The sequence below is a fragment of the Luteimonas sp. A478 genome, from assembly GCF_054052025.1.
Map to the genome: position 1 here is coordinate 136,974 of NZ_JBSVRF010000002.1, position 22,114 is coordinate 159,087.

27 protein-coding genes are annotated in these 22,114 nt (G+C 66.8%); 12 read left to right on the plus strand and 15 right to left on the minus strand.

Going from position 1 to position 22,114, the window contains the following annotated elements:
• Window positions 1–13: 13 nt before the first annotated feature.
• The 12 genes from ACW7G3_RS04295 to ACW7G3_RS04350 form a co-directional block, all read right to left on the minus strand.
• Complete coding sequence (locus ACW7G3_RS04295) at window positions 14–1,378, minus strand: amino acid permease (RefSeq protein ID WP_456981293.1); 1,365 nt, start codon at window positions 1,376–1,378, stop codon at window positions 14–16.
• A 79-nt stretch (window positions 1,379–1,457) separates the two neighbouring features.
• Entirely contained in the window at window positions 1,458–2,231 is a 774-nt protein-coding gene (gene pcaD / locus ACW7G3_RS04300) for a 3-oxoadipate enol-lactonase (RefSeq protein WP_456981294.1), read from the minus strand.
• A gap of 9 nt (window positions 2,232–2,240) precedes the next feature.
• Window positions 2,241–3,446 (minus strand): 3-oxoadipyl-CoA thiolase, encoded by a 1,206-nt coding sequence (gene pcaF / locus ACW7G3_RS04305; protein ID WP_456981296.1) that lies wholly within the window; start codon window positions 3,444–3,446, stop codon window positions 2,241–2,243.
• A gap of 20 nt (window positions 3,447–3,466) precedes the next feature.
• Window positions 3,467–4,108 (minus strand): 3-oxoacid CoA-transferase subunit B, encoded by a 642-nt coding sequence (locus ACW7G3_RS04310; RefSeq protein WP_456981297.1) that lies wholly within the window; start codon window positions 4,106–4,108, stop codon window positions 3,467–3,469.
• On the minus strand, window positions 4,105–4,776 hold the full coding sequence (locus ACW7G3_RS04315) for a 3-oxoacid CoA-transferase subunit A (protein ID WP_456981298.1): 672 nt from the start codon (window positions 4,774–4,776) through the stop codon (window positions 4,105–4,107). The genes ACW7G3_RS04310 and ACW7G3_RS04315 overlap by 4 nt, the downstream gene beginning before the upstream one ends.
• Window positions 4,777–4,809: 33 nt before the next feature.
• A complete protein-coding gene (gene benD / locus ACW7G3_RS04320; RefSeq protein ID WP_456981300.1) occupies window positions 4,810–5,583 on the minus strand; it encodes a benzoate diol dehydrogenase BenD in 774 nt (257 codons plus the stop codon).
• Window positions 5,580–6,605 carry a benzoate 1,2-dioxygenase electron transfer component BenC gene (gene benC, locus ACW7G3_RS04325; protein WP_456981301.1) on the minus strand — a complete coding sequence of 342 codons (1,026 nt, stop codon included), beginning with the start codon at window positions 6,603–6,605 and terminating at the stop codon, window positions 5,580–5,582. The genes benD and benC overlap by 4 nt, the downstream gene beginning before the upstream one ends.
• Before the next feature lie 23 nt (window positions 6,606–6,628).
• Window positions 6,629–7,117, minus strand: a complete 489-nt coding sequence (benB, locus tag ACW7G3_RS04330; RefSeq protein WP_456981303.1) for a benzoate 1,2-dioxygenase small subunit — start codon at window positions 7,115–7,117, stop codon at window positions 6,629–6,631.
• Window positions 7,114–8,475, minus strand: a complete 1,362-nt coding sequence (locus ACW7G3_RS04335; protein ID WP_456975639.1) for a Rieske 2Fe-2S domain-containing protein — start codon at window positions 8,473–8,475, stop codon at window positions 7,114–7,116. Before ACW7G3_RS04335 ends, benB begins: the two co-directional genes overlap by 4 nt.
• 106 nt (window positions 8,476–8,581) lie before the next feature.
• Window positions 8,582–9,520: a catechol 1,2-dioxygenase gene (gene catA, locus ACW7G3_RS04340; protein ID WP_456981304.1), complete on the minus strand. Its 939-nt coding sequence runs from the start codon at window positions 9,518–9,520 to the stop codon at window positions 8,582–8,584.
• Between the two features lie 18 nt (window positions 9,521–9,538).
• Window positions 9,539–9,829, minus strand: a complete 291-nt coding sequence (gene catC, locus ACW7G3_RS04345; RefSeq protein WP_456975635.1) for a muconolactone Delta-isomerase — start codon at window positions 9,827–9,829, stop codon at window positions 9,539–9,541.
• A gap of 4 nt (window positions 9,830–9,833) precedes the next feature.
• Window positions 9,834–11,033, minus strand: a complete 1,200-nt coding sequence (locus tag ACW7G3_RS04350; protein WP_456981306.1) for a muconate/chloromuconate family cycloisomerase — start codon at window positions 11,031–11,033, stop codon at window positions 9,834–9,836.
• Between the two features lie 155 nt (window positions 11,034–11,188).
• Between ACW7G3_RS04350 and ACW7G3_RS04355 the strand changes: the two genes are divergently transcribed.
• The 12 genes from ACW7G3_RS04355 to ACW7G3_RS04410 all read left to right on the plus strand — a co-directional run bounded on the left by ACW7G3_RS04355 (window position 11,189) and on the right by ACW7G3_RS04410 (window position 19,039).
• Window positions 11,189–12,130, plus strand: a complete 942-nt coding sequence (locus ACW7G3_RS04355) for a LysR family transcriptional regulator (protein ID WP_456981308.1) — start codon at window positions 11,189–11,191, stop codon at window positions 12,128–12,130.
• 45 nt (window positions 12,131–12,175) lie between these two features.
• Window positions 12,176–12,811 carry a mechanosensitive ion channel domain-containing protein gene (locus ACW7G3_RS04360; protein ID WP_456981309.1) on the plus strand — a complete coding sequence of 212 codons (636 nt, stop codon included), beginning with the start codon at window positions 12,176–12,178 and terminating at the stop codon, window positions 12,809–12,811.
• 47 nt (window positions 12,812–12,858) lie between these two features.
• Window positions 12,859–13,674, plus strand: coding sequence for an NADPH-dependent 7-cyano-7-deazaguanine reductase QueF (gene queF, locus ACW7G3_RS04365; protein ID WP_456981310.1), 816 nt, complete (start codon window positions 12,859–12,861; stop codon window positions 13,672–13,674).
• Window positions 13,675–13,779: 105 nt separating this feature from the next.
• Window positions 13,780–14,004 (plus strand): LysM peptidoglycan-binding domain-containing protein, encoded by a 225-nt coding sequence (locus ACW7G3_RS04370; RefSeq protein ID WP_456981312.1) that lies wholly within the window; start codon window positions 13,780–13,782, stop codon window positions 14,002–14,004.
• A 30-nt stretch (window positions 14,005–14,034) separates the two neighbouring features.
• Window positions 14,035–14,538 (plus strand): hypothetical protein, encoded by a 504-nt coding sequence (locus ACW7G3_RS04375; protein ID WP_456981314.1) that lies wholly within the window; start codon window positions 14,035–14,037, stop codon window positions 14,536–14,538.
• A 292-nt stretch (window positions 14,539–14,830) separates the two neighbouring features.
• Window positions 14,831–15,256, plus strand: a complete 426-nt coding sequence (locus ACW7G3_RS04380; RefSeq protein WP_456975621.1) for a DUF2231 domain-containing protein — start codon at window positions 14,831–14,833, stop codon at window positions 15,254–15,256.
• The gene (locus ACW7G3_RS04385) at window positions 15,253–16,656 is read left to right on the plus strand and encodes a PQQ-dependent sugar dehydrogenase (protein ID WP_456981316.1); all 1,404 of its coding nucleotides are present in this window, start codon (window positions 15,253–15,255) and stop codon (window positions 16,654–16,656) included. Before ACW7G3_RS04380 ends, ACW7G3_RS04385 begins: the two co-directional genes overlap by 4 nt.
• Window positions 16,657–16,866: 210 nt before the next feature.
• Window positions 16,867–17,163 carry a CopG family ribbon-helix-helix protein gene (locus ACW7G3_RS04390; protein WP_456981318.1) on the plus strand — a complete coding sequence of 99 codons (297 nt, stop codon included), beginning with the start codon at window positions 16,867–16,869 and terminating at the stop codon, window positions 17,161–17,163.
• Entirely contained in the window at window positions 17,160–17,312 is a 153-nt protein-coding gene (locus tag ACW7G3_RS04395; RefSeq protein ID WP_456981319.1) for a type II toxin-antitoxin system RelE/ParE family toxin, read from the plus strand. The genes ACW7G3_RS04390 and ACW7G3_RS04395 overlap by 4 nt, the downstream gene beginning before the upstream one ends.
• A 66-nt stretch (window positions 17,313–17,378) precedes the next feature.
• The gene (locus ACW7G3_RS04400) at window positions 17,379–17,849 is read left to right on the plus strand and encodes a hypothetical protein (RefSeq protein WP_456981320.1); all 471 of its coding nucleotides are present in this window, start codon (window positions 17,379–17,381) and stop codon (window positions 17,847–17,849) included.
• Window positions 17,850–18,162: 313 nt separating this feature from the next.
• Entirely contained in the window at window positions 18,163–18,534 is a 372-nt protein-coding gene (locus tag ACW7G3_RS04405) for a hypothetical protein (protein WP_456981322.1), read from the plus strand.
• A gap of 103 nt (window positions 18,535–18,637) precedes the next feature.
• Complete coding sequence (locus ACW7G3_RS04410) at window positions 18,638–19,039, plus strand: glycine zipper 2TM domain-containing protein (protein ID WP_456981826.1); 402 nt, start codon at window positions 18,638–18,640, stop codon at window positions 19,037–19,039.
• A gap of 69 nt (window positions 19,040–19,108) precedes the next feature.
• On the opposite strand, the gene ACW7G3_RS04415 is transcribed toward ACW7G3_RS04410, so the two are convergent.
• The 3 genes from ACW7G3_RS04415 to ACW7G3_RS04425 form a co-directional block, all read right to left on the minus strand.
• On the minus strand, window positions 19,109–20,308 hold the full coding sequence (locus tag ACW7G3_RS04415; protein WP_456981324.1) for an MFS transporter: 1,200 nt from the start codon (window positions 20,306–20,308) through the stop codon (window positions 19,109–19,111).
• Window positions 20,301–21,176, minus strand: a complete 876-nt coding sequence (gene bla / locus ACW7G3_RS04420; RefSeq protein WP_456981326.1) for a class A beta-lactamase — start codon at window positions 21,174–21,176, stop codon at window positions 20,301–20,303. The genes ACW7G3_RS04415 and bla overlap by 8 nt, the downstream gene beginning before the upstream one ends.
• A 205-nt stretch (window positions 21,177–21,381) precedes the next feature.
• Window positions 21,382–22,035, minus strand: a complete 654-nt coding sequence (locus tag ACW7G3_RS04425; RefSeq protein ID WP_456975887.1) for a hypothetical protein — start codon at window positions 22,033–22,035, stop codon at window positions 21,382–21,384.
• Window positions 22,036–22,114: the final 79 nt, after the last annotated feature.

Genomic DNA, 22,114 nt, shown 5'->3' on the forward strand with positions numbered 1-22,114 from the left:
TCGAAGCTACCGGTCAGGCCGCCGGCACCGGCGCCATCCGCTTGCGGAAGTAGTACATCAGGGCCAGCACCAGCAGCCACACCGGGATCAGCAGGATCGCTGTGCGGATGCCCGGGGTGAACCACATCACCAGCAGGATCCCGGCCAGGAACAACAGGCACAGCACGTTGGTGAACGGCGCGCCGGGGCTGGCGAACGCCGGCTTGCGGCCTTCGCGTTGCATATGCCGGCGGAACATCAGGTGGGTGATGCTGATCATCGCCCAGTTGATTACCAGTGCCGCCACCACCAGCAGCATCAGCATGCCGAAGGCGCCCTCGGGCATGAAAAAGTTGAGCAGCACGCACAGCGCGGTGGCCGCAGCCGATACGCCCAGCGCCGCCACCGGCACCCCGCGCCGGTTCACCCGGGCCAGCGATTTGGGCGCGTTGCCCTGCAGCGCCAGCCCGTAAAGCATGCGGCTGTTGCAGTACACGCAGCTGTTGTAGACCGACAGCGCCGCGGTCAGCACCACCACGTTGAGCGCGGTCGCTACCCAGCCGTTGTCCAGCGAATCAAAGATCATCACGAAGGGGCTCGCGCCTTCCTGCACCTGGTCCCACGGATACAGGGCCAGCAACACGCCCAGCGCGCCGATGTAGAAGATCAGGATGCGGTAGATGATCTGGTTGGTGGCCCTGGGGATGGTCTTGCCCGGGTCGTCGGCCTCGGCGGCGGTAATGCCCACCAGCTCCAGCCCGCCGAAGGAGAACATGATCACCGCCATTGCCATCAGCAGCCCGCTCACCCCGTTGGGGAAGAATCCGCCCAGCTCCCACAGGTTGCCCACCGAGGCCTGCGGCCCGCCGGTGCCGCTGGCCAGCAGCCAGGATCCGAACACGATCATGGCAATGATCGCGGCCACCTTCACGATCGACAGCCAGAACTCCATCTCGCCGAACAGGCGCACGTGCAGCAGGTTGATGCCGTTGACCAGCAGGAAGAACGCCAGCGCCGAGACCCAGATCGGGATCTCCGGCCACCAGTACTGCACGTAGATGCCGATCGCGGTCAGCTCGGCCATGCTGACCAGCACGTACAGCGCCCAGTAGTTCCAGCCCGAGAGGAAACCGGCGAAATCGCTCCAGTAGCGGTGGGCGAAGTGGCTGAACGAGCCGGCCACCGGCTCTTCCACCACCATCTCGCCCAGCTGGCGCATGATCAGGAACGCAATCACGCCCGCCACCGCGTAGCCCAGCAGCACCGACGGACCGGCCAGGCCGATCGCCGTGGACGTGCCGAGGAACAGCCCGGTACCGATGGCGCCGCCCAGGGCGATGAGCTGGATATGCCGGTTTTTCAGCCCGCGGCTGAGGGTATTGCCTTCTGTTGGGTTCATGCGACTGCCATCGGCTGTTGCGTCAAAGTCGGGCAGCATAGCCGGACCGCGCCGATCGCGGGCAGTGTCCTTGGTCCGGTCAGGCCATGAAATCCGCGAGCACAGAACTGAACGCGTCAGTCGATTCAATGTTGACGATATGCCTGCCCGGCAGCGACAGGTGCCTGCCGTCCGCCACACCATCGGCGATCGCCTGCAGGTCGTCCGGGGTGCATACCGGGTCGTCATCGCCCGAGATCGCCAGCACCGGCACGGTGATCCGGCCGATGTCGGCACGCAGGTCGGCGCCGGCCAGCGCGGCGCAGCAGCCGGCGTAACCCTCGGCCGAGACGGCGGCAAAGCGCGCCAGGATGTCTTCCACCACGCCCGGGTTGGCGGCGATGAAGGCGGGAGTAAACCAGCGATCGGCAGTCGCATCAAGCAGCGGCGCCAGGCCCTTGTCCCGCACCAGGGCGATGCGCTGGTTCCAACCGTCGGCGGTGCCGATCTTCGAAGCGGTAGCGCACACTGCCAGCCGTTCGATCCGGTCGGGCGCATGGATCCCGAGCCACTGCCCGACCAGCCCGCCGATCGACAGCCCGCAGAAGTTGGCCCGCTCGATCTCCACCGCATCCATCAGCGCCAGCACGTCGCCGCCAAGGTCGGCCAGCGAATACGGCCCTTCCGCGGCAGTGGACTGGCCATGGCCGCGGCGGTCATAGCGCAGCACCCGGAAACTCCCGGACAGTGCTTCGGCCTGCGCGTCCCACATGTGCAGATCGGTGCCCAGCGAATTGCAGAACAGCAGCCACGGGCCGGTGTCGCCATCCACGCGGTAGTGCAACCGGTGGGTGGGAAGGTCAAGAAATGCCATGCGTCCTCCTCAGACCCGCTCGACGGCCAGCGCCACGCCCATGCCCACGCCTACGCACAGCGTGGCCAGGCCCAGGCGCCCGCCGGTCTTCTCGAGCTGGTGCACCAGGGTCAGCGCCAGCCGCGCGCCGCTCATGCCCAGCGGATGGCCGAGCGCGATCGCGCCGCCATTGGGATTCACCTGCGGAGCGTCATCGGCCAGGCCCAGGCCGCGCAGCACGGCCAATGACTGGCTGGCGAACGCCTCATTGAGTTCGATCGCGTCGAAATCGTCGATGCCAAGGCCCAGCCGCGCCATCAGCTTCTTCGTCGCCGGCACCGGGCCCATGCCCATCACCCGCGGCTCCACGCCGGCCGAGGCCATGCCGAGGATGCGCGCGCGTGGGGTCAGGCCGAAGCGCTTCACTGCCTCCTCGCTGGCCACGATCAGCGCCGCGGCGCCGTCGTTGATGCCCGAGGCGTTGCCCGCGGTCACGGTGCCGTCGGCGAACAGCGGCCTCAGCTTCGCCAGCGCCTCGGCATTGGTGTCCGGGCGCGGATGCTCGTCGGTGTCCACCTGTACGGTTTCACCGCGCCGCACGCCCGGCACGGTCACCGGAATGATCTCTTCGGCATGGAAGCCCGACTCCCGCGCAGCGGCCGTACGCCGCTGGCTGCGCAGAGCGAAGGCGTCCTGGTCATCACGGCTGATGCCGTGCTCCCGGGCCACGTTCTCGCCGGTCTGCGGCATCGACTCGGTGCCATGGGCCGCGTCCAGGGCCGGGTTCACGAAGCGCCAGCCCATGGTGGTGTCTTCAAGCTGCTGGCCCCGCCCCCAGGCGCGATCGGACTTGCCGACGACCAATGGCGCGCGGGTCATCGACTCCACGCCGCCGGCGATCGCCAGCGCCATCTCGCCGGCATGGATGGCACGCGCCGCCTGGCCCACTGCCTCCAGCCCGGAGGCGCACAGCCGGTTGAGCGTCACTCCCGGCACCGTGGCTGGCAGGCCGGCCAGCAGCAGGCTCATGCGGGCCACGTTGCGGTTGTCCTCGCCGGCCTGGTTGGCGCAGCCGTAGAACACTTCCTCGATCGCTTCCGGATCCAGCCCCGGATTGCGCTGCAGCAGCGCCCTGAGCGGCAGCGCGCCCAGGTCGTCGGCCCGCACCGCCGAGAGGATGCCGCCGTAGCGACCGATCGGCGTGCGCACCGCATCGCAGATGAAAGCCTGGCTCATTGTTCCTGCACTCCCTTGGGTCATACCGCCATTTCCAGGTCCAGCCCGGTCAGCTGGCGCACCTCGTCCAGGCTGACGCCATCCACCAACTCGATCATCCGTGCGCCTTCACGGCCAACCGAGAACACGCCCACATCGGTATACACCCGCGACACGCAGCCCAGGCCGGTCAGCGGATAGGTGCATTCGGCCACCAGCTTGCTCTCGCCCTTGCGGGTCAGCAGGTCCATCAGCACGAACACCTGCTTGGCGCCGATCGCCAGGTCCATCGCCCCACCCACCGCCGGGATCGCGCCCGGCGCGCCGGTGCTCCAGTTGGCCAGGTCGCCATGCTGGGAGACCTGGAACGCACCCAGCACGCAGATGTCCAGGTGCCCGCCGCGCATCATCGCGAACGAATCGGCGTGGTGGAAATACGCACCGCCCGTCAGCAGGGTCACCGGCTGCTTGCCGGCGTTGATCAGGTCGGGATCCTCCTGCCCCGGCTCCGGCGCCGGGCCCATGCCGAGCAGGCCGTTCTCGCTCTGCAGGAACACCTCCTTGTCGGCAGGCAGGTAGTTGGCAACGCTGGTGGGCAGGCCGATGCCCAGGTTCACGTAGGCGCCCTCGGGAATGTCCCGGGCCACCCGTTCGGCCATCTGTTCGCGGCTCAAGCGGCTCATGCTGCACCTCCGGTAGCCACCACCCGCTGCACGAAAATGCCGGGGGTGACGATGTGTTCGGGATCAAGCGCGCCCAGCTCCACCACTTCGCTGACCTGGGCAATGGTGGTGGCGGCAGCCGTGGCCATGATCGGGCCGAAGTTGCGCGCCGCCTTGCGGTACACCAGGTTGCCCCAGCGGTCACCCTGATGAGCCTTGATCAGGGCGAAATCGGCGCGGATCGGATACTCGAGCACGTACTGGCGCCCGTCGATCTCGCGCGTCTCCTTGCCTTCGGCCAGCTCGGTGCCGTAACCGGTGGGGGTGAAGATCGCCCCCAGCCCGGCGCCGGCCGCCTGAATGCGCGCGGCCAGATTGCCCTGCGGCACCAGCTCCAGCTCGATCTCCCCAGCCTCGTAGGCTTTGTCGAAATGCCATGAGTCGGACTGGCGCGGGAACGAGCACACCACCTTCTTCACCCGCTTGTTGGCGATCAGTGCGGCCAGCCCGGTATCGCCGTTGCCGGCGTTGTTGTTGATGATGGTCAGGCCGCTGGCGCCGTGGTCGATGAGCGCATCGATCAGCTCATCGGGCATGCCGGCCGTGCCGAAGCCGCCGATCATCACCGTGGCGCCGTCGGCGATATCCGCCACCGCCGAGGCCAGGGTCCATGTTGTCTTGTCGATCATGACTTTGTTTCTCCTGTCAGCGCGGGCCGGGCATCAGCCCAGATCACCACCCGCCACCGGCAGCACGCTGCCGGTAATGTAGGACGCCTCGTCGGAGGCCAGGAACAGGATCGGCGCCACCTGTTCGGCAACGCCCGCATAGCGTTTTAAGAAGCTGGATGACTTGACCTGTTCCACCGTCCCGGCCATCCATGCCTGTTCCTCCGCAGTATCGCCTGCGGCATTGCGCGGCACGCGGCGCGGGCCCACATCGGTGCCGCCGGGCGCCGTGGCCACGACGCGGATGTTGCGCTCGGCCACCTCCATCGCCAGCGATTGGGTGATCGCGTTCACCCCGCCCTTGGCCGCCGAATACGGCACCCGGTGGATACCGCGCGTGGCGTTGGACGACACGTTGACGATGGTGCCGCCGCCGCGGGCGAACAGGTGCTTGAGCACCGCGTGGCAGCAGTACAGCGTGGGCATCAGCGAGCGCCTGATCTCGGCGTCGATCTGGGCCGGCTCGAACCGGTCGAACGGGCGCATGCGGATCGCACCGCCCACGTTGTTGATCAGGATATCGATGCCGCCGAAGGTGCGGGTTGCAAAGTCCATCGCCGCCTCCGCACCCGCCCAGGTTTCCAGGTCGGCGTTGAAGGCGGCGCTTTGTCCGCTGGCCCCGGCGGCCACTTCATCCACGAAGTCCGCCCGGTCCACGAATACCACCTGGCCGCCCTCGGCCGCAGCGCGCAGGGCGACATCGCGGCCAATGCCCTGGGCGGCACCGGTCACCACGATGACCTTGCCGCTGAAGCGCTGTCCGCTCATGCAGCCTCGGCCCGCACGGTCGCGTTGGGGGTGAACTTCTCGTAATGGAAGCTGGCGGGCTCCACGCCGGTCTCGCCAAAGTGCCCGCGCACCGCGTCCACCATTGGCGGGGGCCCGCACAGGTACACATCCACGTTGCCGCCATGCAGCACTTCGGCCGGCATGTGCTGGGTCACCCAGCCCTTGCGCGGATGGTTGCTGGCCTCGTCGGCCACCACGGTGGTGAAGCTGAAGGCGGGCAGCTGGTCCGCATAGGCCTGGAGCCGGTCGACCAGCACCAGGTCGGCATCGCGGGTCACCCCGTAGATCATGTGCACCGGCTGGGTCGATCCAGCCCGCACCAGCGTTTCCAGCATCGACAGGAACGGCGCCAGGCCGGTGCCGCCAGCCAGCAACAGCAGCGGCCGCTCCACCGCGCGCAGATAGAAGCTTCCCAGCGGGCCGGTCAGCTGCAGCGACTGTCCCGGCTGGGCGCCCTGCAGCCAGGCCCCCATCAGACCGCCGTCGATGGACTTGATCAGGAAGCTGACACGCTGCTCGCCCGGCACCGAGCTGAAGCTGTAGGAGCGGCTCTGGCCGCTGCCCGGCACCTCGATGTTGACGTACTGGCCCGGCAGGAAGGTCGCCGCCTCCCCGGCCACGTCCAGCTGCAGCACGATCGCAGCGTCGTTGTGCCGCTCGATCCCGGCCACCGTCGCCGTTGACGTCACCAGGCCGGTCTTGCAGGCGCTGGAAGGCACCGGCACGGCAATCACGCAGTCGGACGAGGGCTGCATCTGGCAGGTCAGCACCAGCCCGGATTCCTTCTCGTCATCGGCCAGCGCATCCTCGATGTAGTCGTCGCCCAGGTCGTAGCTGCCGCTCTCGGCGCGGCACTTGCAGGTGCCGCACACGCCATCCGAGCAGTCCATCGGCAGGTTGATCCGGTTGCGGTAGGCGGCATCAAGCACCGTCTCGCCTTCCCCGCACTGGATGAAACGGGTGACACCATCTTCGAAATTCAAAGCAACGCTGTAGCTCATCTGCCTTTCTCCCGGGGGCACCGTTACAGGTGGTAGATATCCACCACCTGGCGGATGTAATCGTTCTTCAGCACGATCTTCTTGCTGCTGATCAGAAAGTCTTCACCGGAGCGGCGCAGGGTGACCAGGGCGGTGCCGAAATACTGGTCGGTGACCCGGTAGCGATGGCTGAGGGTATGGAAGTTGTAGCGCAGGTCCGCTTCCTCACCGCGGGTCTCCAGCACCTCCACGTTGTGGATGGCGTGGCTGGTGCGCGGCTCCGGCGTGGACGCGCTGGAGCGCTCGGTCTTGATCCGGAACACGCGGTCTTCCAGCCCCGAACGGTCGGGATAGTAGATCAGCGAGATCTCCGACTGCGGGTCTTCCGTCAGCTGGTCGTCGTCGTCCCAGGCGGGCATCCAATAGGTCGCATCCTCGGCATACAGCGCCAGCCATTCATCCCACTGGCGATCGTCCAGCAGGCGCGCCTCCCGGTACAGGAAGGCGCAGACGTCCTGGTAATCAAAGCTCATGCCGCCACCTCGCCCTGCCTGCGCTCCAGTGCCTTGCGCAGCTCCTGCGCCCAGTACGCGTGCTGGCATACGAACAGGCCTTCGTCTTCACTGCGCTCGCCCGACAGCAGCGGGGCAATGCCCATGGCCTTCGCGTTCTCGTCCGCGCCCTGGATCCACAGCGGCGCTCCGCGGCTCATGTCGTTCCACGGTGCGGAGGCTGCGGCAGCGTAGCCGGCCTGGCAGGCGCGGAACTCTTCCAGGTCGTCCGCGGTGCCCATGCCCGAGACGTTGAAGAAATCCTCGTACTGGCGGATGCGCGTGGCGCGGTCCTCGGCGCTTTCGCCCTTGGGGGCAAAGCAGAAGATGGTGACTTCGGTCTGGTCCACGCTGATCGGCCGCACCACCCGGATCTGGGTGGAGAACTGGTCCATCAGGAACAGGTTCGGATACAGGCACAGGTTGCGGGTCTGGTTGACGATGAAGTCCGCCTTGTCCGCGCCCACCCGCTCGGTGATCTCGTCGCGCACCTTGTACACCGGCCGCACTTCCGGGTTCATGGTGCGGGTCCACAGCAGCATGTGCCCGTTCTCGAACCCGTACACACCGGCCGTGCTCTTGCTCCAGCTGTTGGCGTCCACGGCCTTGGTGCCTTCCTCGTGGCGCCGGCTCATTGTGGCGGCGTAGTTCCAGTGCACGCTGCTGACGTGGTAGCCGTCGCAGCCGTTCTCCATCTGCAGCTTCCAGTTGCCGTCGTAGATGTAGGAGGAGTTGCCGCGCAGCACCTCCAGCCCGTGCGGCGACTGGTCGACGATCTGGTCGATGATCACCCGGCTTTCGCCCAGGTATTCCTCCAGCGGTGCCACATCGGGATTCAGGCTGCCGAACAGGAAGCCGCGGTAGTTCTGGAACCGCGCCACCCGGCGCAGGTCGTGCGAGCCTTCCTGGTTGAACTGGGCCGGGTACTGGGTGGTCTTGGCGTCCTTGACCTTCAGCAGCTTGCCGCTGTTGGAAAAGCTCCAGCCGTGGAACGGGCAGGTGAACGTGCCCTTGTTGCCGTGCTTGCGCCGGCACAGCAGGGCGCCCTTGTGCGCGCAGGCGTTGATCACCGCGTGCAGCTCACCGTTCCTGTCGCGGGTCACGATGATCGGCTGGCGGCCGATATGGGTGGTGTAGTAGTCGTTGTTTTCAGGAATCTGGCTCTCGTGGGCCAGGTATACCCAATTGCCCTCGAAGATGGCTTCCATCTCCAGTTCGAACAGATCGGGGTTGGTGAAGATATCCCGGCGGCAACGGAAGACGCCGGCCTGCGCATCGTCCTGGACGGCGGTGGCAAGCAGCTGGTCAAGGCTCCGTGCCTGGTCGGTCACAACGGACATTGACAATCTCCTGGATGATTCAAGTGACGCCCTGCCAGTCACCACGGACGGCTTCGGTCAAGGCGTGGCGACCGGGCAGCGCAGCTGCCGCCCGGCCGCGTTCGCCTCAGGCGGTTGCGCGCACGCGCGCTTCGTTGATCTGGTTGTCCACGCCGTCAACCAGCGCCGTCAGGTGGAAATCGAAATCGATCTCGCCATACGGACCGTCCATGTTGTTGGCCTTGATGCTGGCCTCGTCGGTGCGCTCGATGACTTCGCACACCAGCCCGTCGCGGGTGGCGTGGGCGAAGTCGTCCTGGACCAGCGGGTCGTGGGCCAGGTTGATCTGGGTGGTCAGTTTGCGATGGCCGTCGGCACTGATGAAAAAGTGGATGTGCGCCGGGCGTTGGCCGTGGCGGCCAAGCGCGGTGAGCAGCGTCTCGGTCGGGCTGCCCGGGGGCACGCCGTAGCCGCTGGGCACGATGCTGCGGTAGCTGTAACGCCCCTGGTCATCGGCAATGATCGTGCGGCGCATGTTGAACGGCTGCTGCTTGCCGGTCGGATCGAAGTGCGAATAGAACCCGCGGGTGTCGCAGTGCCACACCTCCACCTGCGCGCCCGGAACCGGCTGCCCATCGGCGCCATACACGGTGCCGGCCATGAACAGCGGATGGCCGTTCTCGTCGCTGCCATCATCCAGCCGCGCAAAGCCCTGCTCCACCGGCGCGCCGGCCACGTACAGCGGGCCTTCGATGGTGCGCGGGGTCTTGCTTTCCACGCCCAGCACAGCGTCCTTGGCATCCAGGCGCAGGTCGAGGAAGTGGTCCACGCCCAGGCCCGGGGAGATCAGGCCGGCCTGGCCGGCGGTGCCCAGCGCGTTGAGCCAGGCAATCCCGGTCCAGTACTCGTCCGGGGTGATATCGAGGTCGTCGATCGCCTGGAACAGATCGCTCATCAGGCGATGGATAATCTGCTTGGTGCGCGAATCGCCACCTTCCTGGTCCAGCCCGGCCACGGCCTTGAGGAAGTCCTGGACTTCCGGCTTGTTGAAGATTTTCACGTTCATGGTTTTCCCTCCTGAATCTCAGCGGTCGTCATCGCGGATCGACGATGGATGTCGGCACAGCGCAATCACCTCGATGTGCATATAGGGGAACAGTGGCAGGCCGGTCAGCAGCTCGTGCAGCTCTTCATTACTGTCCACGTCGAAGATGCTGTAGTTCGCGTATTCGCCCACCACGCGCCAGATGTGGCGCCACTTGCCGCTGCGCTGCAGCTGGTGCGAGTACTCCTTCTCGCGGGCCTTGATCTCATCAACCACATCGGCCGGCAGATCGGCCGGGATATCGACGTCCATCCGTACTTGAAACAACATGATTTCAGGCTCCCTTGGTTGTCGCGGGGTTGGATTGGGCGAGGCTGACCGTGTGCGTGGCCCGGTCGCGGCGGAAGAACTGCACGCGATCCTCGTCCAGGGTGATGCCCAGCCCGGGGCCATCCGGCACCGTCAGCTGGAAGTCGCTGTAATCCAGCGGCTCGGCGAGGATTTCCTCGGTCAGCAGCAGCGGCCCGAACAGCTCGGTGCCCCACTGCAGTTCATTGAACGTGGCGAACACGTGCGCCGAGGCCACGGTGCCCACCGCGCCTTCGAGCATCGTGCCGCCGTACAGCTCGATGCCCGCGGCATCGGCGATCGCCGCCACGCGCTGGGCGCCGTACAGCCCGCCGGACTGCTCGATCTTGATCGCGAACACGTCGGCTGCGGCCACCTTCGCCAGCTCGAACGCCGAACGCGGTCCGTGCAGGGATTCATCGGCCATCAGCGCCACCGGGAAGCGGCGCACCAGGCGTGCCAGCGCCGCGGCGGTGGCCACGGGCTGCTCCACCAGTTCGCAGCCGGCATCGGCCAGCGCGGCCATGCCGCGCGCAGCCTGCAGCTCGCTCCAGGCCATGTTCACGTCCACCCGCACCGCGCCGCGGTCGCCCAGCGCGCGCTTGATCGCGGCCACGTGGGCAATGTCCTCATCCAGCGGCCTGGCACCGATCTTGAGCTTGAACACGTTGTGCCGGCGCTGGGCCAGCATCTGCTCGGCTTCGTCGATGTCGCGCGCGGTATCGCCCGAAGCCAGGGTCCAGGCGACCGGCAGGCGCTCGCGGCGGCGCCCGCCCAGCAGCTCGGATACAGGCAGTCCCGTGCGCTTGCCCTGCGCGTCGAGCAATGCAGTTTCCACCGCGCTGCGGGCAAAGCGGTTGTCCTTGATCACGCTGTCGATGCGCGCCATCAGCGCCGGCACCCGGGTGGGATCAGCGCCCTGCAGCAGCGGGGCGAAGTAGGTATCGACCGCCAGCTTCATGCCTTCGGGGCTTTCGCCGCCATAGGCCAGGCCGCCGATGGTGGTGCCTTCGCCGATGCCCACCACGCCATCGGAGCAGTGGATCCGCACCAGCATCACGGTCTGGCCGTTCATGGTGGCCACCGACAGGCGATGGGGGCGGATGGTGGGCAGGTCGAGCAGCAGGGCTTCGACCCGATCGATGGTCGGGCTGGTTCTGGAAGCGGGGGAGGTGGAAGCATTCATGGGCCTGTTTATCCGCCCACAAATGCCCGGAGTCCAACACCAACTACCTATTGATCAATACCTTTTGAGTATGATTGGAGCAAATACGGCGCTGCCATGCGACTGTTGCACCGCAACAATGCGCTGAAGGTATAAGTCTGAATAGGGGTGCCAGAATGGAACTTCGCCAGCTGCGGTACTTCATTGCGGTAGCCCGCGCGCGCAATTTCACCCGCGCCGCGGAAAAGCTGCACATCGCCCAGCCGCCGCTGAGCCGGCAGATCCAGCTGCTGGAGCAGGAGCTTGGCGTCACCCTGATCTCGCGCACCCGTCCCCTGCAGCTGACCGCTGCCGGGCGGCTGTTCTACGAGCAGGCCCTGCAGATCCTCGGCCGGGTGGAGCAGATGACGGCCGCCACCCGCCGGGTGGGCAAGCAGGAGCGCAGCGTGCTGTCGATCGGCTTCGTGGCTTCCACCCTTTACGGCGGGGTGCCGGCGCTGGTGCGCAAGCTGCGCGAGCGCGCGCCGGAGCTGGATATCCAACTGCTGGAGCTGATGTCGGTGCAGCAGATCGAGGCGCTCAAGGCCGGCCGCATCGACCTGGGCTTCGGCAGGGTGCGCAGCAACGATCCGGCGGTGGAGCGCACCGTGCTGCGCGAAGAGCGCCTGGTACTGGCCGTGTCGCCGGACTCACCCCTGGCGGTCAGCAGCGCGCCGGTGCCGCTCAGCGCCCTCTCCGGGCAGGACCTCATCGTCTATCCCAGCCAGCCCCGGCCCTCCTTTGCCGACCAGGTGCTGACCCTGCTCAACGACCACGGCGCGCTGCCGGCAAGCGTGCACGAGGTACGCGAAATGCAGACCGCGCTCGGTCTCGTTGCCGCGGAAACCGGCGTGTGTGTAATCCCCTACGCCGCCAGCCGTCAGCGCGCGGACCTGCACTACCGCCTGATCGATGAGAAGGACGCCACCTCGCCGGTCATCCTCAGCCATCGGCGCAACGACAACTCGCGCTACATCCTGCTGGTCAAGGAACTGCTGAGCGAGCTGTATGCCGAATCCCCGGTCTGGCTCGACGCCGCCCACAACTACCTGCCCGACTCCGCGCCTGACCGCGGCTAGAATGTCGGCCGCAATGCCCGCCACCACCTGCCCGCGAGCCCCACGATGAAGCACTACCTGCCGATCTGGACCCATCAATGGCTGGGCGTGGCACTGCCCACCCTGCAGATCGCACTGGTGATCGTGGTGGCCTGGGTATTGCGTACGTTCGCGCAGCGGCTGATCAACCGCCTGTCGGACCGCTGGGAGCTGCCGCCGGAAGTGCGGGTGGGAGGGCGCAGGCTGAGCACCTTCCTTATCTACTCCGCCGCGCTGCTGATCATCCTCGAGCGCCTTGGCGTGTCGGGCACGGTGCTGTGGACCGCATTCACCGGCTTTGCCGCCGTGGCTGCGGTGGCCTTCTTCGCCGCCTGGAGCGTGCTGTCCAACATTTTCTGCGCACTGCTGCTGCTGATCACCCGCCCGTTCCGCCTCTATGACCACATCGAGCTGCTCGATGGCAGCGAGGGTCGCGGCCTGGGCGGCCAGGTGATGGACATGAACCTGATTTCCGTCACCCTGCGCGAGACCCACGAGGACGGCAACGAGTCGCACCTGCGCGTACCCAACAGCCTGTTCTTCCAGCGCGTCACCCGGCGCTGGCGCGAAGCTCCGCCGCCACGCCCGCAGCCGGATCCGGACGCCCCGCGCAAGCGTTCGCGTCAGCAGACCACGGGCGGTGGCGGCGCCAGCCTGTTCTGAGCGACCACGCCACCGCGTCCGCGGGAACGGGCCGTAGAATTGGTCCCATGAACACACCGCAAGATTCCAGCCTCGGGCGCGAGGTCGCCTACCCGGCCCGCTACGACCCGGACCTGCTGTTCCCGATCCCGCGCGCCCAGGGCCGGGCCGGGTTGCGCCTGCCAAGCGCGGGCCTGCCCTTCACCGGCCACGACCGCTGGCACGCCTATGAGCTGGCCTGGCTGGACGGGCGCGGCAAGCCGGTGGTCGATACCGCCACCTTCCTGGTGCCGGCCGATTCCCCGCAGTTGATCGAATCCAAGTCGCTCAAGCTCTACCTCAACTCGCTCAACGCCAGCCGTTTTGACAGCGCCGAAGCATTGCGCGAGCGCTTGGTGGAAGACCTCTCGCGCACCGCGCAGGCCCCGGTGGCAGTGGCCTTCGGCCTGCCCCCGGTAGTGGAAAGCGACGACGCGGGATCCATCGACGGCCAGAGCATCGACATCGCCACCTATGGCCCGCCCGATGCCTCCCTGCTGCTGGCCGACCCGGCCCACCAGGTCAGCGAGACCCTGCGCTCGGATCTGCTCAAGTCCAACTGCCCGGTCACCGGCCAGCCCGACTGGGGCAGCGTGCACATCCAATACCAGGGACCGCGGCTGGATCGCGCCGCCCTGCTGCGCTACCTGGTCTCGTTCCGTGACCATTCCGGATTCCACGAGCAGTGCGTGGAGCGCATCTTCACGGACCTGCTCGCCTGCCTGCAGCCCGCGGCACTGTCGGTTGAAGCGCGCTACACCCGGCGCGGCGGGCTCGACATCAACCCGTGGCGGGCGATGCCGGGCCAGGCGGCGCCGCAGGCAGCACGCGACCCCAGGCAGTAACCGGCGCGGAAACCGGCCGCCCGGCGCTTCACTGCGCCGGCATGCCGGCTTAACGGTCTCTGTGTGACGATCCGGGCTCCCGGCCCTGCATGCAATGGAGTCCGAATGATTTCCCCACCCGCAGACCCTGGTGACCGCCAGGTCCCCGGCACCAACGCCGGGCAGCCGATGGGGCAGACCCATACGGTGGTCGAGGGCGAGAGCCTGTCGGCCATTTCCAAAAAGCTCTACGGCAACGCCAACCGCTGGGAAGAGATCTTTGAAGCCAACCGGGACCAGCTGGATGACCCCGACCTGGTCCGGCCCGGCCAGACCCTCAGGATTCCCTGAGCCCACCGCATCCGCTGGAGGAACCCCCGTATGAACCGCAACGCCTTGACCATCGCTTCCCTGCTGGCCGCCTGCCTTGTCCTGGCCGCCTGCAACCAGGATGCCCAGGTGGAAAGCACCGCCACCCCGGCCATCGACGCACTCGAAACGCCGCCCGCCATGTCGGAACCCGAAGCCCCGGCCGCCACCGTGCGGGTCACTGATGTGACCCTGGGCACCGACGTCGGCGACGACCACTCCATCGCCGAGCCGGCGACCAGCTTTGCCGCTGACGATGACGACATCCACGTCTCGATCACCACCAACAACGACGCCGATGGCGAGACCATGGGCACGCTGGCGGTGCGCTGGACCTTTGACGATGGCGAGGGCGAACAGCTGGTGGACGAGCGTTCGGAGCGTTTCGCGTTCTCCGGCCAGGACGTGACCAGCTTCCGCATCACCAACCCCGACGGCTGGCCCATGGGCAGCTACACGCTTGAAGTCAGTGTCGACGACGAGGTGGTGGAGACCCGCCAGTTCACCATCCAGTGACCGCAGCTGGATCGCCGGCGTGGGGGCGCAATGCGCACACCCGCCCTGCCTTGGCAGCCGGCCTGCCGGCATCGCAGTGTTCCGTTCATAATCCTTCCGGAGGTCCATGACGGCACTACACTGGGACGTCGTGTCCGGCGAACGGGCCGCAGACGGGGACCGCTGCTGCCCCCCAAACGTCACGCAACGAGGCCGGTTCATCTCCGGCACCCCGTTCACCTGCACGCAATCATCAAATCGGTCATGGCAGTCTCGGACCGATCCAGTCACTGTGATCCTTGGGAGAACTGGCATGGCCTACACCACCTCCGTCCGGAGCGTGCACCCGATCCATCCGATCCATGCAATTTTCGTGGCCGGCATCCTGCCGCTGTTCGGCGGCGCCGCGCTGAGTGACCTCGCCTTTTTCCGCACGTTCGAAATCCAGTGGCAGAACTTCGCCTCCTGGCTGATCGTCGGCGGTCTGGTGTGGACAGGGGTAGCGCTGGTATTCGCGCTGTTCGATCTGACCCCGGCGCGGCGCACCCGCAACCGCGTGCTGTACCTGCTGGTACTGCTGGCCACCTTCATCGTGGGCTTCTTCAATGCCCTGCAGCACGCCCGCGACGCCTGGGCCAGCATGCCCGCCGGCCTGGTGATGTCGGTGATCGTACTGGTGCTCAGCGTCGTGGCGCTCTGCCTTGCCTTCTGTGGCCCGCGCATCGGAGAAGTGAAATGAAGCGCCTTGCCTTGTTTGCCGTAGCCGGCTCAGCGGCGGTCATGCTGGCCGCCTGCAACCCGGCTCCGAAGCCGGAACTGGAATACGGCACCAACCCCGACCTGCCCCAGCCCAAGCGCGGCCTGCTGCCGCAGATGGTCATCGCCAGCCCGGACGAATGGGGCGACCAGCTGCCGGTCGTGCCGGAAGGCTTCGAGGTCCGCGCCATCGCCCGCGACCTGGGCATCCCCCGGCAGACGCTGGTGCTGCCCAACGGCGACATCCTGGTGGCCGAAGGCCGTGGCGGCAACGCCCCCAGCCTCAAGCCCAAGGATATTATTGCCGGGCCCATCAAGGGTGCGGGCACCACATCGGTGCCAAGCGGCAACCGCCTGACCCTCCTGCGCGACGGCGACGGCGACGGCGAATACGAGCTGCAGACCGTGTTTGCCGACAACCTCAACGCCCCCTACGGCCTGGCCCTGATCGACAACAACCTGTACGTGACCAACCAGGACGCGGTGGTGCGTTTCGACTACCAGCCGGGCATGACCCAGGCCAGCGGCCCGCCGGAAGAGCTGGCGAAGCTGCCGTCCGCGATCAACCACCACTGGACCAAGGCCATGGCCGCCAGCGCGGATGGCCAGTTCCTGTACGTGGGCATCGGCTCCAACAGCAACATCACCGAACGCGGCATGCTGGCCGAGCAGGACCGGGCCCGGGTCTGGGAAATCCACGCCGAAACCGGCATGCACCGTCCCTACGCCACCGGCCTTCGCAACCCCACCGCACTGGCCATCCAGCCCGACACCGGCGTGCTGTGGGCGGTGGTGAACGAGCGTGACGAAATCGGCCCCGACCTGGTGCCCGATTACCTCACCTCGGTGCAGGAAGGCGGTTTCTACGGCTGGCCCTGGGCCTACTGGGGCAACCACGTGGATGACCGCGTGCGGCCCGAGAATCCCGAGAAGGTGGCCGCGTCCATCACCCCGGACTACAGCCTCGGTGCCCACGTGGCCTCGCTTGGGGTCGACTTCTCCAGCCCCGTGATGGGTGCGGAGTTCGCCGACGGCGCCTTCGTGGGCATGCACGGCAGCTGGAACCGTTCGGACCCGGTGGGCTACAAGGTCGTGTTCGTACCGTTCAGCAACGGCCAGCCGGCCGGCGATCCGATCGACTTCGCCACCGGCTTCCGCGACGACGACGGCACCACCCGCGGCCGCCCCGTGGGCGTCACCGTGGATCCGCGCGGCGCCGTGATCATTGCCGATGACCTGGCCAACATCATCTGGCGCGTCTCACGTATTGGTGGCCCGGCGCAGATGCCGCAGCAGCCGGAAACGGACGGCCTGCCCGAAGCCCTTGAGGCCGAGGGCATCGAGGGCCAGGGACCGGAGCCGGAAGAAGCTGCGGCTGACTGACGTCCGTCAGAGAGTTGTTTGAATAGATCGGCGGTGCCGCCACCTCGGCACCGCCGTTTTCGTTCTTGGCTTTCGCCATTCGCTGCACCTCACCCCGCATCGGGGAATTTTGGACATCACGGTCGGACTCGGTGAAGTCCGGGCCATCCCCGCGCATGCGGGGATGAATTACGATGCACATCGCATGTAACACAACGCTGAGGCCCCAACATGAGCGACGCCACTTTCACTTTCCGGGTGGATGAAGGCCTGAAGGCCGAGTTCGCCAAGGCCGCCAAGGCGCGCGACCGCTCCGGCGCGCAGCTTCTGCGCGACTTCATGCGTGAATTCGTTCGCCAGGAGGAGAACTCCATCGAATACAACGCCTGGTTCCGTAATGAAGTGCGGCATGGCATTGAAGAAGCGAACGCGGGCGATGTCGTCTCCAGCCAGGACGTGGAAGCCGACGCGGCCGCATGGCGGGCCGGCCTCCGAGCGGCGCAGACAGGCTCCCGCGGACACTCATGAAGCTGGTATGGACGCGCGCCGCCCTTGGCAACCGCAGGGCGATCCGCGAACTGGTCGTCCACCCGAACTACATCCTCATTTACGACATCACTGGTGAGATGTTGCGCGTCCTGCGGGTCCTGCATGCAGCCCGTCAGTGGCCCACCTGACCAACAGCTGCAACAACCCGCTGTTATAGGTGAGTCCCGGATGGCCCGCTGCCAATGCAAGGTGACATGCTCAAGCACATCGCAGGGTCGGGAAGGCTGCTGGCCGACAATTTCCTCCTGTTTGTCCCGGTCATCCTGGCCTGCATCCCCATCGCCGCATATCTGGAGTACGGCCCCAGCCGACCGTTCTACCTGACCGCGGGCATCGCCACCCCGGTGATTGTCGTGCTGTCGTACCTGATGATCCGGTTCCACCTCGACTACGCTGCCGCCGCGCGCGATACCGCCCCGCTGCTGGCCCGGCTGAAAATCGAAGGCTCACAGGTCAATGCCCGGGTGCTGCAGGTGCGACAGAGCAACGCCTTCATCAATGAGCTGCCGGTCATGCAGATCACCATCCAATACCGCTACGGCGACCGCACCTACACCAGGACGATCCCGAAAGCCGTGCCGCATCACAGCCTGCACCTGATCAGCCCGGGCGATACCCGCAGCGTCTGGATCGACGTGCGCGATCCCGGGATCGTGGTGCTCTGATCCCTGCTGAATGAGCTCTCTTCTGAGCCATTCAGTAACCCCTTGAAAGGTCCCGAGACCGGGACCGAGGTCGAAGCCGAAGACCAGCAGCCGGAGCAGGAAGAAGCCGCCGCTGACTGACCCAGTGCGCAGCCCAGCTGCAACCAACTGCTGTTACAGGTGAGTCCAACGTGGCTCCGCGATGACCTCGCGGAGCCACGCTCATTTTTGGAGCCTGGGATGCGTCGTGCCCGGTTTCGCCTGCTGAATACGTTCTACCCGGCAACAGTACGTGATCCGTGACCAGCTGGACCCACCACCAAGGAGCCATGCAATGAATCCGATCGATCCGATGGACATGCTGCAAGCTGCAGTCGTGCTGTTCACCTTAGCCGCGCTCGGCGGCCTGGCCATGGCCGGAATCCGGTTCGCGGGAAAGCGCAACCCGCCTGCATGGCTCGCAATGCTCCACGGCCTGCTTGCCGCTGCCGGCATCACCCTGTTGGCGTACACCGCCTATGTGGGAGGGGCCCCGGCCCTGGCCCTCGCTGCCCTGCTGCTGTTTCTGCTCGCCGCCGGCGGCGGTTCGGTGCTGAGCCTGGCCTACAAGTGGAAACAGCGCCTCCTGCCGGCCTGGCTGGTACTCGCCCACGCGGTACTGGCGGTGCTTGGCTATGCGCTTCTGCTGATCGTGGTACTGGGTTAGGGACGCATCTGAACCCAACCCATCACCGCGCGCCGTGATTCACGGCGCGTGGCCGCCCAGCGCGCGACGATCGTCCACACCACAAACAGAGGACGACGTCATGATGCGTTTACATCACATTGCCATCGCGTCCGCGCTTTCGATCGCCGCAGCCGGGTGCGCCCACTCCCAGGCCCCGGTCCGAACGCAGGGCTATGCGCCGACCCAGGGGCAGACCTATGGCCCCCGGGACGAAGGCCGCACCTTCAACGACGGCACCCGGGTGATCTGCGAGAACGTTGAAGTTGCCCGCGACACGTCCGATCCCAACCGCATTGTAGGCACCGCCGCAGGCGCGGTGATTGGCGGCCTGGTCGGCAATCAGGTGGGCAGCGGCAGCGGACGCAAGGCCGCCACGGTCGGCGGCGCTGTTGCCGGCGGAGCCATCGGCCGCCATGTGCAGGGCAACCGCCAGGAAGCCCAGGGCGAGCGCGTGATCGAACAACGCTGCTGGCGCGGTCGCTGACAGCAGCCTTCGTGACAGCAGGCCTCGCCGGTCACGCCAGCGGTACCGCCGCGGGCAAGGCCGGCGAAGCTATGCCCGGCGCAGCGTCTGCTTCGCCAGCAGTGCCACTAATGCCGCCAGTACGAAGCACCCCAGCGCCATCCACACGATCCCCTTTACTCCGGCACCCGCCAGCCGTACCAACAGCACGCCGCCCATCCCGGCGGCGAGCATGATGGAGAAATTGAACACGCTGGACTGCAGCGAAGTGGCCACGTCCCTGCCGCGGTCCACCTGCCGGGCAATGGCGGTCTGGTACATGGCGCCCAGCGGACCGAAGGAAACGCCCCACAGGAAGAAGGTGAAGTGGGCAATGCCGGGCGTGCGGGCAAAGGCCAGGAACAGCAGCATCGATACCGCGCTGAGCACCAGCATGGACACCACCAATGGCCGCAGCCATTGGTCGATGACCCGGGCGGAAGCCACCACTGAAATCACCGAACCAATGCCGAACACCAGCAGCGCCATGCCGGTGCCGCCGGCCAGTTGCACCGTCTCCACCAGCAGCGCGATGTAGGTGTACACGGCGTAGTGCCCGGTCACCGACAGGAAGGTCAGCAGGATCACCATCAGGATGGCCCGGTTCTTCAGCAGGGTCAGCGGGGAGTTGCTGCGGGTGCGCTGTTCCCCTGGCACGGCCGGCAGGTACAGGTGGCACAGCGCCGCGATCAGCACCACGCCCAGCCCGAACACCAGGAACTCCGTGCGCCAGCCGAACTGCAGCCCTACCAGGGTCATGACAGGCAGGCCGACACTGATACCCAGGGTACTGCCGGCCAGGATCACGGTGATGGCCCAGCCCTGCCGCTCGGGGGGAACGAGACGCGTGCCATAGGCCGCGATCATCGGCCACATCACCCCGGCGCATACGCCACCCACGATGCGCGCGCCCACCATCACCGCATAGGAAGAAGCCAGCCCCACCACGATGTTGGAGACGGCAAAGCCGGCCAGCAGCACCAGCAGCAGGTGCTTGCGGTTGACCGTCAGGGTGGCCGTGACCAGCGGGATGGTGCACACCGCGGACGCCAGCGCGTACACCCCCACCAGCATGCCGATGTGGGATTCGGACACGCCCAGGTCTTCGGTCATCTGCGGCAGGATCCCCGAAGGGATCAGCTCCGACAGCAGCCCCACGAAGGTGACGCTGGCCATCAGGCCGAACACGAACCACTCCGGCGCCCGCAGCCTCGGCGCCCCCGGCACCGGCCTCATGGATGGGTCAGACACGCCGCAGCGCCACGAATGCAGCGCGGGTGGCTTCGGCGATCACGGCGTCCAGTGCTTCGGGACTGGCCTCGGCGCCGGTGTAGTACACAGCGATCACCACCGGTGCGCCGGTCGGCGGAAAAGCCACGCCGATGTTGTTGCAGCTGTTGCGCGCCCCGGTGCCGGTCTTGTGCGCCACGCGCCATCCGTTCGGCACGCCGGCCTTGATCCGGCCCGGACCCGTCGTGGTCTCCACCAACCAGGTTTGCAGCTTCGCCAGCAGCTCCGGTGCCAGCAGGCCGCGCAGCAGCACCCGGTCGAGGTTGGCCACCGCTTGCGCCGGGGTGGTGGTATCGCGCGGGTCACCGGGCAGCGCGCTGTTGAGCTGGGTCTCGTAGCGATCGACGCGGGTCACCTCATCGCCGATGCCGTGATACCAGGCCTGGAAGGTTTCCAGCCCGCCGAGCTCGCGCAGCAGGATATTTGCCGCGGGGTTGTCGCTGATTTCCACGGCGGCCTTGCACAGCGCTTCGATCGTCAGGCTGGATCCCACCGCCGGGCCGGTGACCGGGGCGTGGGGCACCATGTCGCGCTCGCGGATGGAAATGGCACGATCCAGCCGCTCCGCTCCCTGCTGCACGCGATCCAACACGCAGGCGGCCAGGAACAGCTTGAAAGTGGAGGCGTAGGCGAAGCGCTCATCCATGCGCCAACCCACCCGGCCTGGCCCCATCGCGCAGACGCCAAGGCGCCCGCCATGACGGGCTTCCAGCGGGCCAAGATCCAGCGGGCTTGGCGCCGGCGGGGGTGAAAGGGCGAATGCCGGGATGGGCAATGCCAGTGGCGCGCCAGCGGCGGCCGCCAACGCAAGAAAAGCCCTGCGATCCATCAGCGCCGCTCTCCGGCAGACAGGATGAAATTGCGCAGCGGCAGGAAGGGGGAGGAAGACCTGATATTCATGGGCGGCTATTCTCCCCCGGATATCCGACAGCCGCGACCACCCCGTTGAGCTTTCCGGGGCGATGAAGCGAGCGCGAATTACGCCCTTATAGATTCCGACGCGCCCTTCACTGGCGGGCGGGCCGTGCGCGTCTTCAATCGTTGCGTTGCGTCGTCGCGCGACCTTGCGCGAACTCCGGGAAGAGCTCCGCCATCGACGCCTCATCCGGCAAGACATAGAACACCCCGCCCCGCTCGAACGTCGGACGGATGACGCCCTCGTAAAACTCCGGCGAGACGTTGATGCAGCCATGAGTGACGCGGTTGTCGTCGGGCGAAGGCGATGCAAGGCGTTCGGCGCGTCTCTCGGCCGGGACGCCAGTCGCGGTCGGGTGGATGGAGACCGCCGAATCGTAGTCCACCCACAGCACGCGCCCGGCGTCGATCGACGGACCGTAACCGCCCACGAAGCGACCAGCAGGCGTCGTGCGATCCCGGCCCGGAATCTCGCGAAGCGCAAGACCGGCGATACCTGGGGCCGTATGATCGCCACTCGCCGAGCCAAACAGCCCGGGTGCCGCGCCGCGAAGCCGGCCGTCACCGCCAAACACCAGGATCTGTGCGGCCGCCTTGTCGATGACCGCGAATGGATAGCCTTGGTTGTCCTCGGCTGCGACAACCCAGCCCGCGAGCTCGATCACCGTGTCGGACACATCCTGGCCTCGTGGAAGCTGGTCGACGGCGGCGACAGGTTGCGCGACGGCATCCTCGGCGTTTGCCACGCCGAAGCTTGCGAACGCCAGCGCCAGCGCAACAACAACGGCCCGGATCGCAGGGGGTAAGGACGTACGGATGGGACGGCTCCCTGGAACGAAGACTGGTGGAAGA

What these genes read in the sequence shown, in the direction of transcription:
- ACW7G3_RS04295 (WP_456981293.1), bottom strand. Translation starts at nt 1,378, where the DNA reads ATGAACCCAACAGAAGGCAATACCCTCAGCCGCGGGCTGAAAAACCGG.
- pcaD (WP_456981294.1), bottom strand. Translation starts at nt 2,231, where the DNA reads ATGGCATTTCTTGACCTTCCCACCCACCGGTTGCACTACCGCGTGGAT.
- pcaF (WP_456981296.1), bottom strand. Translation starts at nt 3,446, where the DNA reads ATGAGCCAGGCTTTCATCTGCGATGCGGTGCGCACGCCGATCGGTCGC.
- ACW7G3_RS04310 (WP_456981297.1), bottom strand. Translation starts at nt 4,108, where the DNA reads ATGAGCCGCTTGAGCCGCGAACAGATGGCCGAACGGGTGGCCCGGGAC.
- ACW7G3_RS04315 (WP_456981298.1), bottom strand. Translation starts at nt 4,776, where the DNA reads ATGATCGACAAGACAACATGGACCCTGGCCTCGGCGGTGGCGGATATC.
- benD (WP_456981300.1), bottom strand. Translation starts at nt 5,583, where the DNA reads ATGAGCGGACAGCGCTTCAGCGGCAAGGTCATCGTGGTGACCGGTGCC.
- benC (WP_456981301.1), bottom strand. Translation starts at nt 6,605, where the DNA reads ATGAGCTACAGCGTTGCTTTGAATTTCGAAGATGGTGTCACCCGTTTC.
- benB (WP_456981303.1), bottom strand. Translation starts at nt 7,117, where the DNA reads ATGAGCTTTGATTACCAGGACGTCTGCGCCTTCCTGTACCGGGAGGCG.
- ACW7G3_RS04335 (WP_456975639.1), bottom strand. Translation starts at nt 8,475, where the DNA reads ATGTCCGTTGTGACCGACCAGGCACGGAGCCTTGACCAGCTGCTTGCC.
- catA (WP_456981304.1), bottom strand. Translation starts at nt 9,520, where the DNA reads ATGAACGTGAAAATCTTCAACAAGCCGGAAGTCCAGGACTTCCTCAAG.
- catC (WP_456975635.1), bottom strand. Translation starts at nt 9,829, where the DNA reads ATGTTGTTTCAAGTACGGATGGACGTCGATATCCCGGCCGATCTGCCG.
- ACW7G3_RS04350 (WP_456981306.1), bottom strand. Translation starts at nt 11,033, where the DNA reads ATGAATGCTTCCACCTCCCCCGCTTCCAGAACCAGCCCGACCATCGAT.
- ACW7G3_RS04355 (WP_456981308.1), top strand. Translation starts at nt 11,189, where the DNA reads ATGGAACTTCGCCAGCTGCGGTACTTCATTGCGGTAGCCCGCGCGCGC.
- ACW7G3_RS04360 (WP_456981309.1), top strand. Translation starts at nt 12,176, where the DNA reads ATGAAGCACTACCTGCCGATCTGGACCCATCAATGGCTGGGCGTGGCA.
- queF (WP_456981310.1), top strand. Translation starts at nt 12,859, where the DNA reads ATGAACACACCGCAAGATTCCAGCCTCGGGCGCGAGGTCGCCTACCCG.
- ACW7G3_RS04370 (WP_456981312.1), top strand. Translation starts at nt 13,780, where the DNA reads ATGATTTCCCCACCCGCAGACCCTGGTGACCGCCAGGTCCCCGGCACC.
- ACW7G3_RS04375 (WP_456981314.1), top strand. Translation starts at nt 14,035, where the DNA reads ATGAACCGCAACGCCTTGACCATCGCTTCCCTGCTGGCCGCCTGCCTT.
- ACW7G3_RS04380 (WP_456975621.1), top strand. Translation starts at nt 14,831, where the DNA reads ATGGCCTACACCACCTCCGTCCGGAGCGTGCACCCGATCCATCCGATC.
- ACW7G3_RS04385 (WP_456981316.1), top strand. Translation starts at nt 15,253, where the DNA reads ATGAAGCGCCTTGCCTTGTTTGCCGTAGCCGGCTCAGCGGCGGTCATG.
- ACW7G3_RS04390 (WP_456981318.1), top strand. Translation starts at nt 16,867, where the DNA reads ATGAGCGACGCCACTTTCACTTTCCGGGTGGATGAAGGCCTGAAGGCC.
- ACW7G3_RS04395 (WP_456981319.1), top strand. Translation starts at nt 17,160, where the DNA reads ATGAAGCTGGTATGGACGCGCGCCGCCCTTGGCAACCGCAGGGCGATC.
- ACW7G3_RS04400 (WP_456981320.1), top strand. Translation starts at nt 17,379, where the DNA reads ATGCTCAAGCACATCGCAGGGTCGGGAAGGCTGCTGGCCGACAATTTC.
- ACW7G3_RS04405 (WP_456981322.1), top strand. Translation starts at nt 18,163, where the DNA reads ATGAATCCGATCGATCCGATGGACATGCTGCAAGCTGCAGTCGTGCTG.
- ACW7G3_RS04410 (WP_456981826.1), top strand. Translation starts at nt 18,638, where the DNA reads ATGCGTTTACATCACATTGCCATCGCGTCCGCGCTTTCGATCGCCGCA.
- bla (WP_456981326.1), bottom strand. Translation starts at nt 21,176, where the DNA reads ATGGATCGCAGGGCTTTTCTTGCGTTGGCGGCCGCCGCTGGCGCGCCA.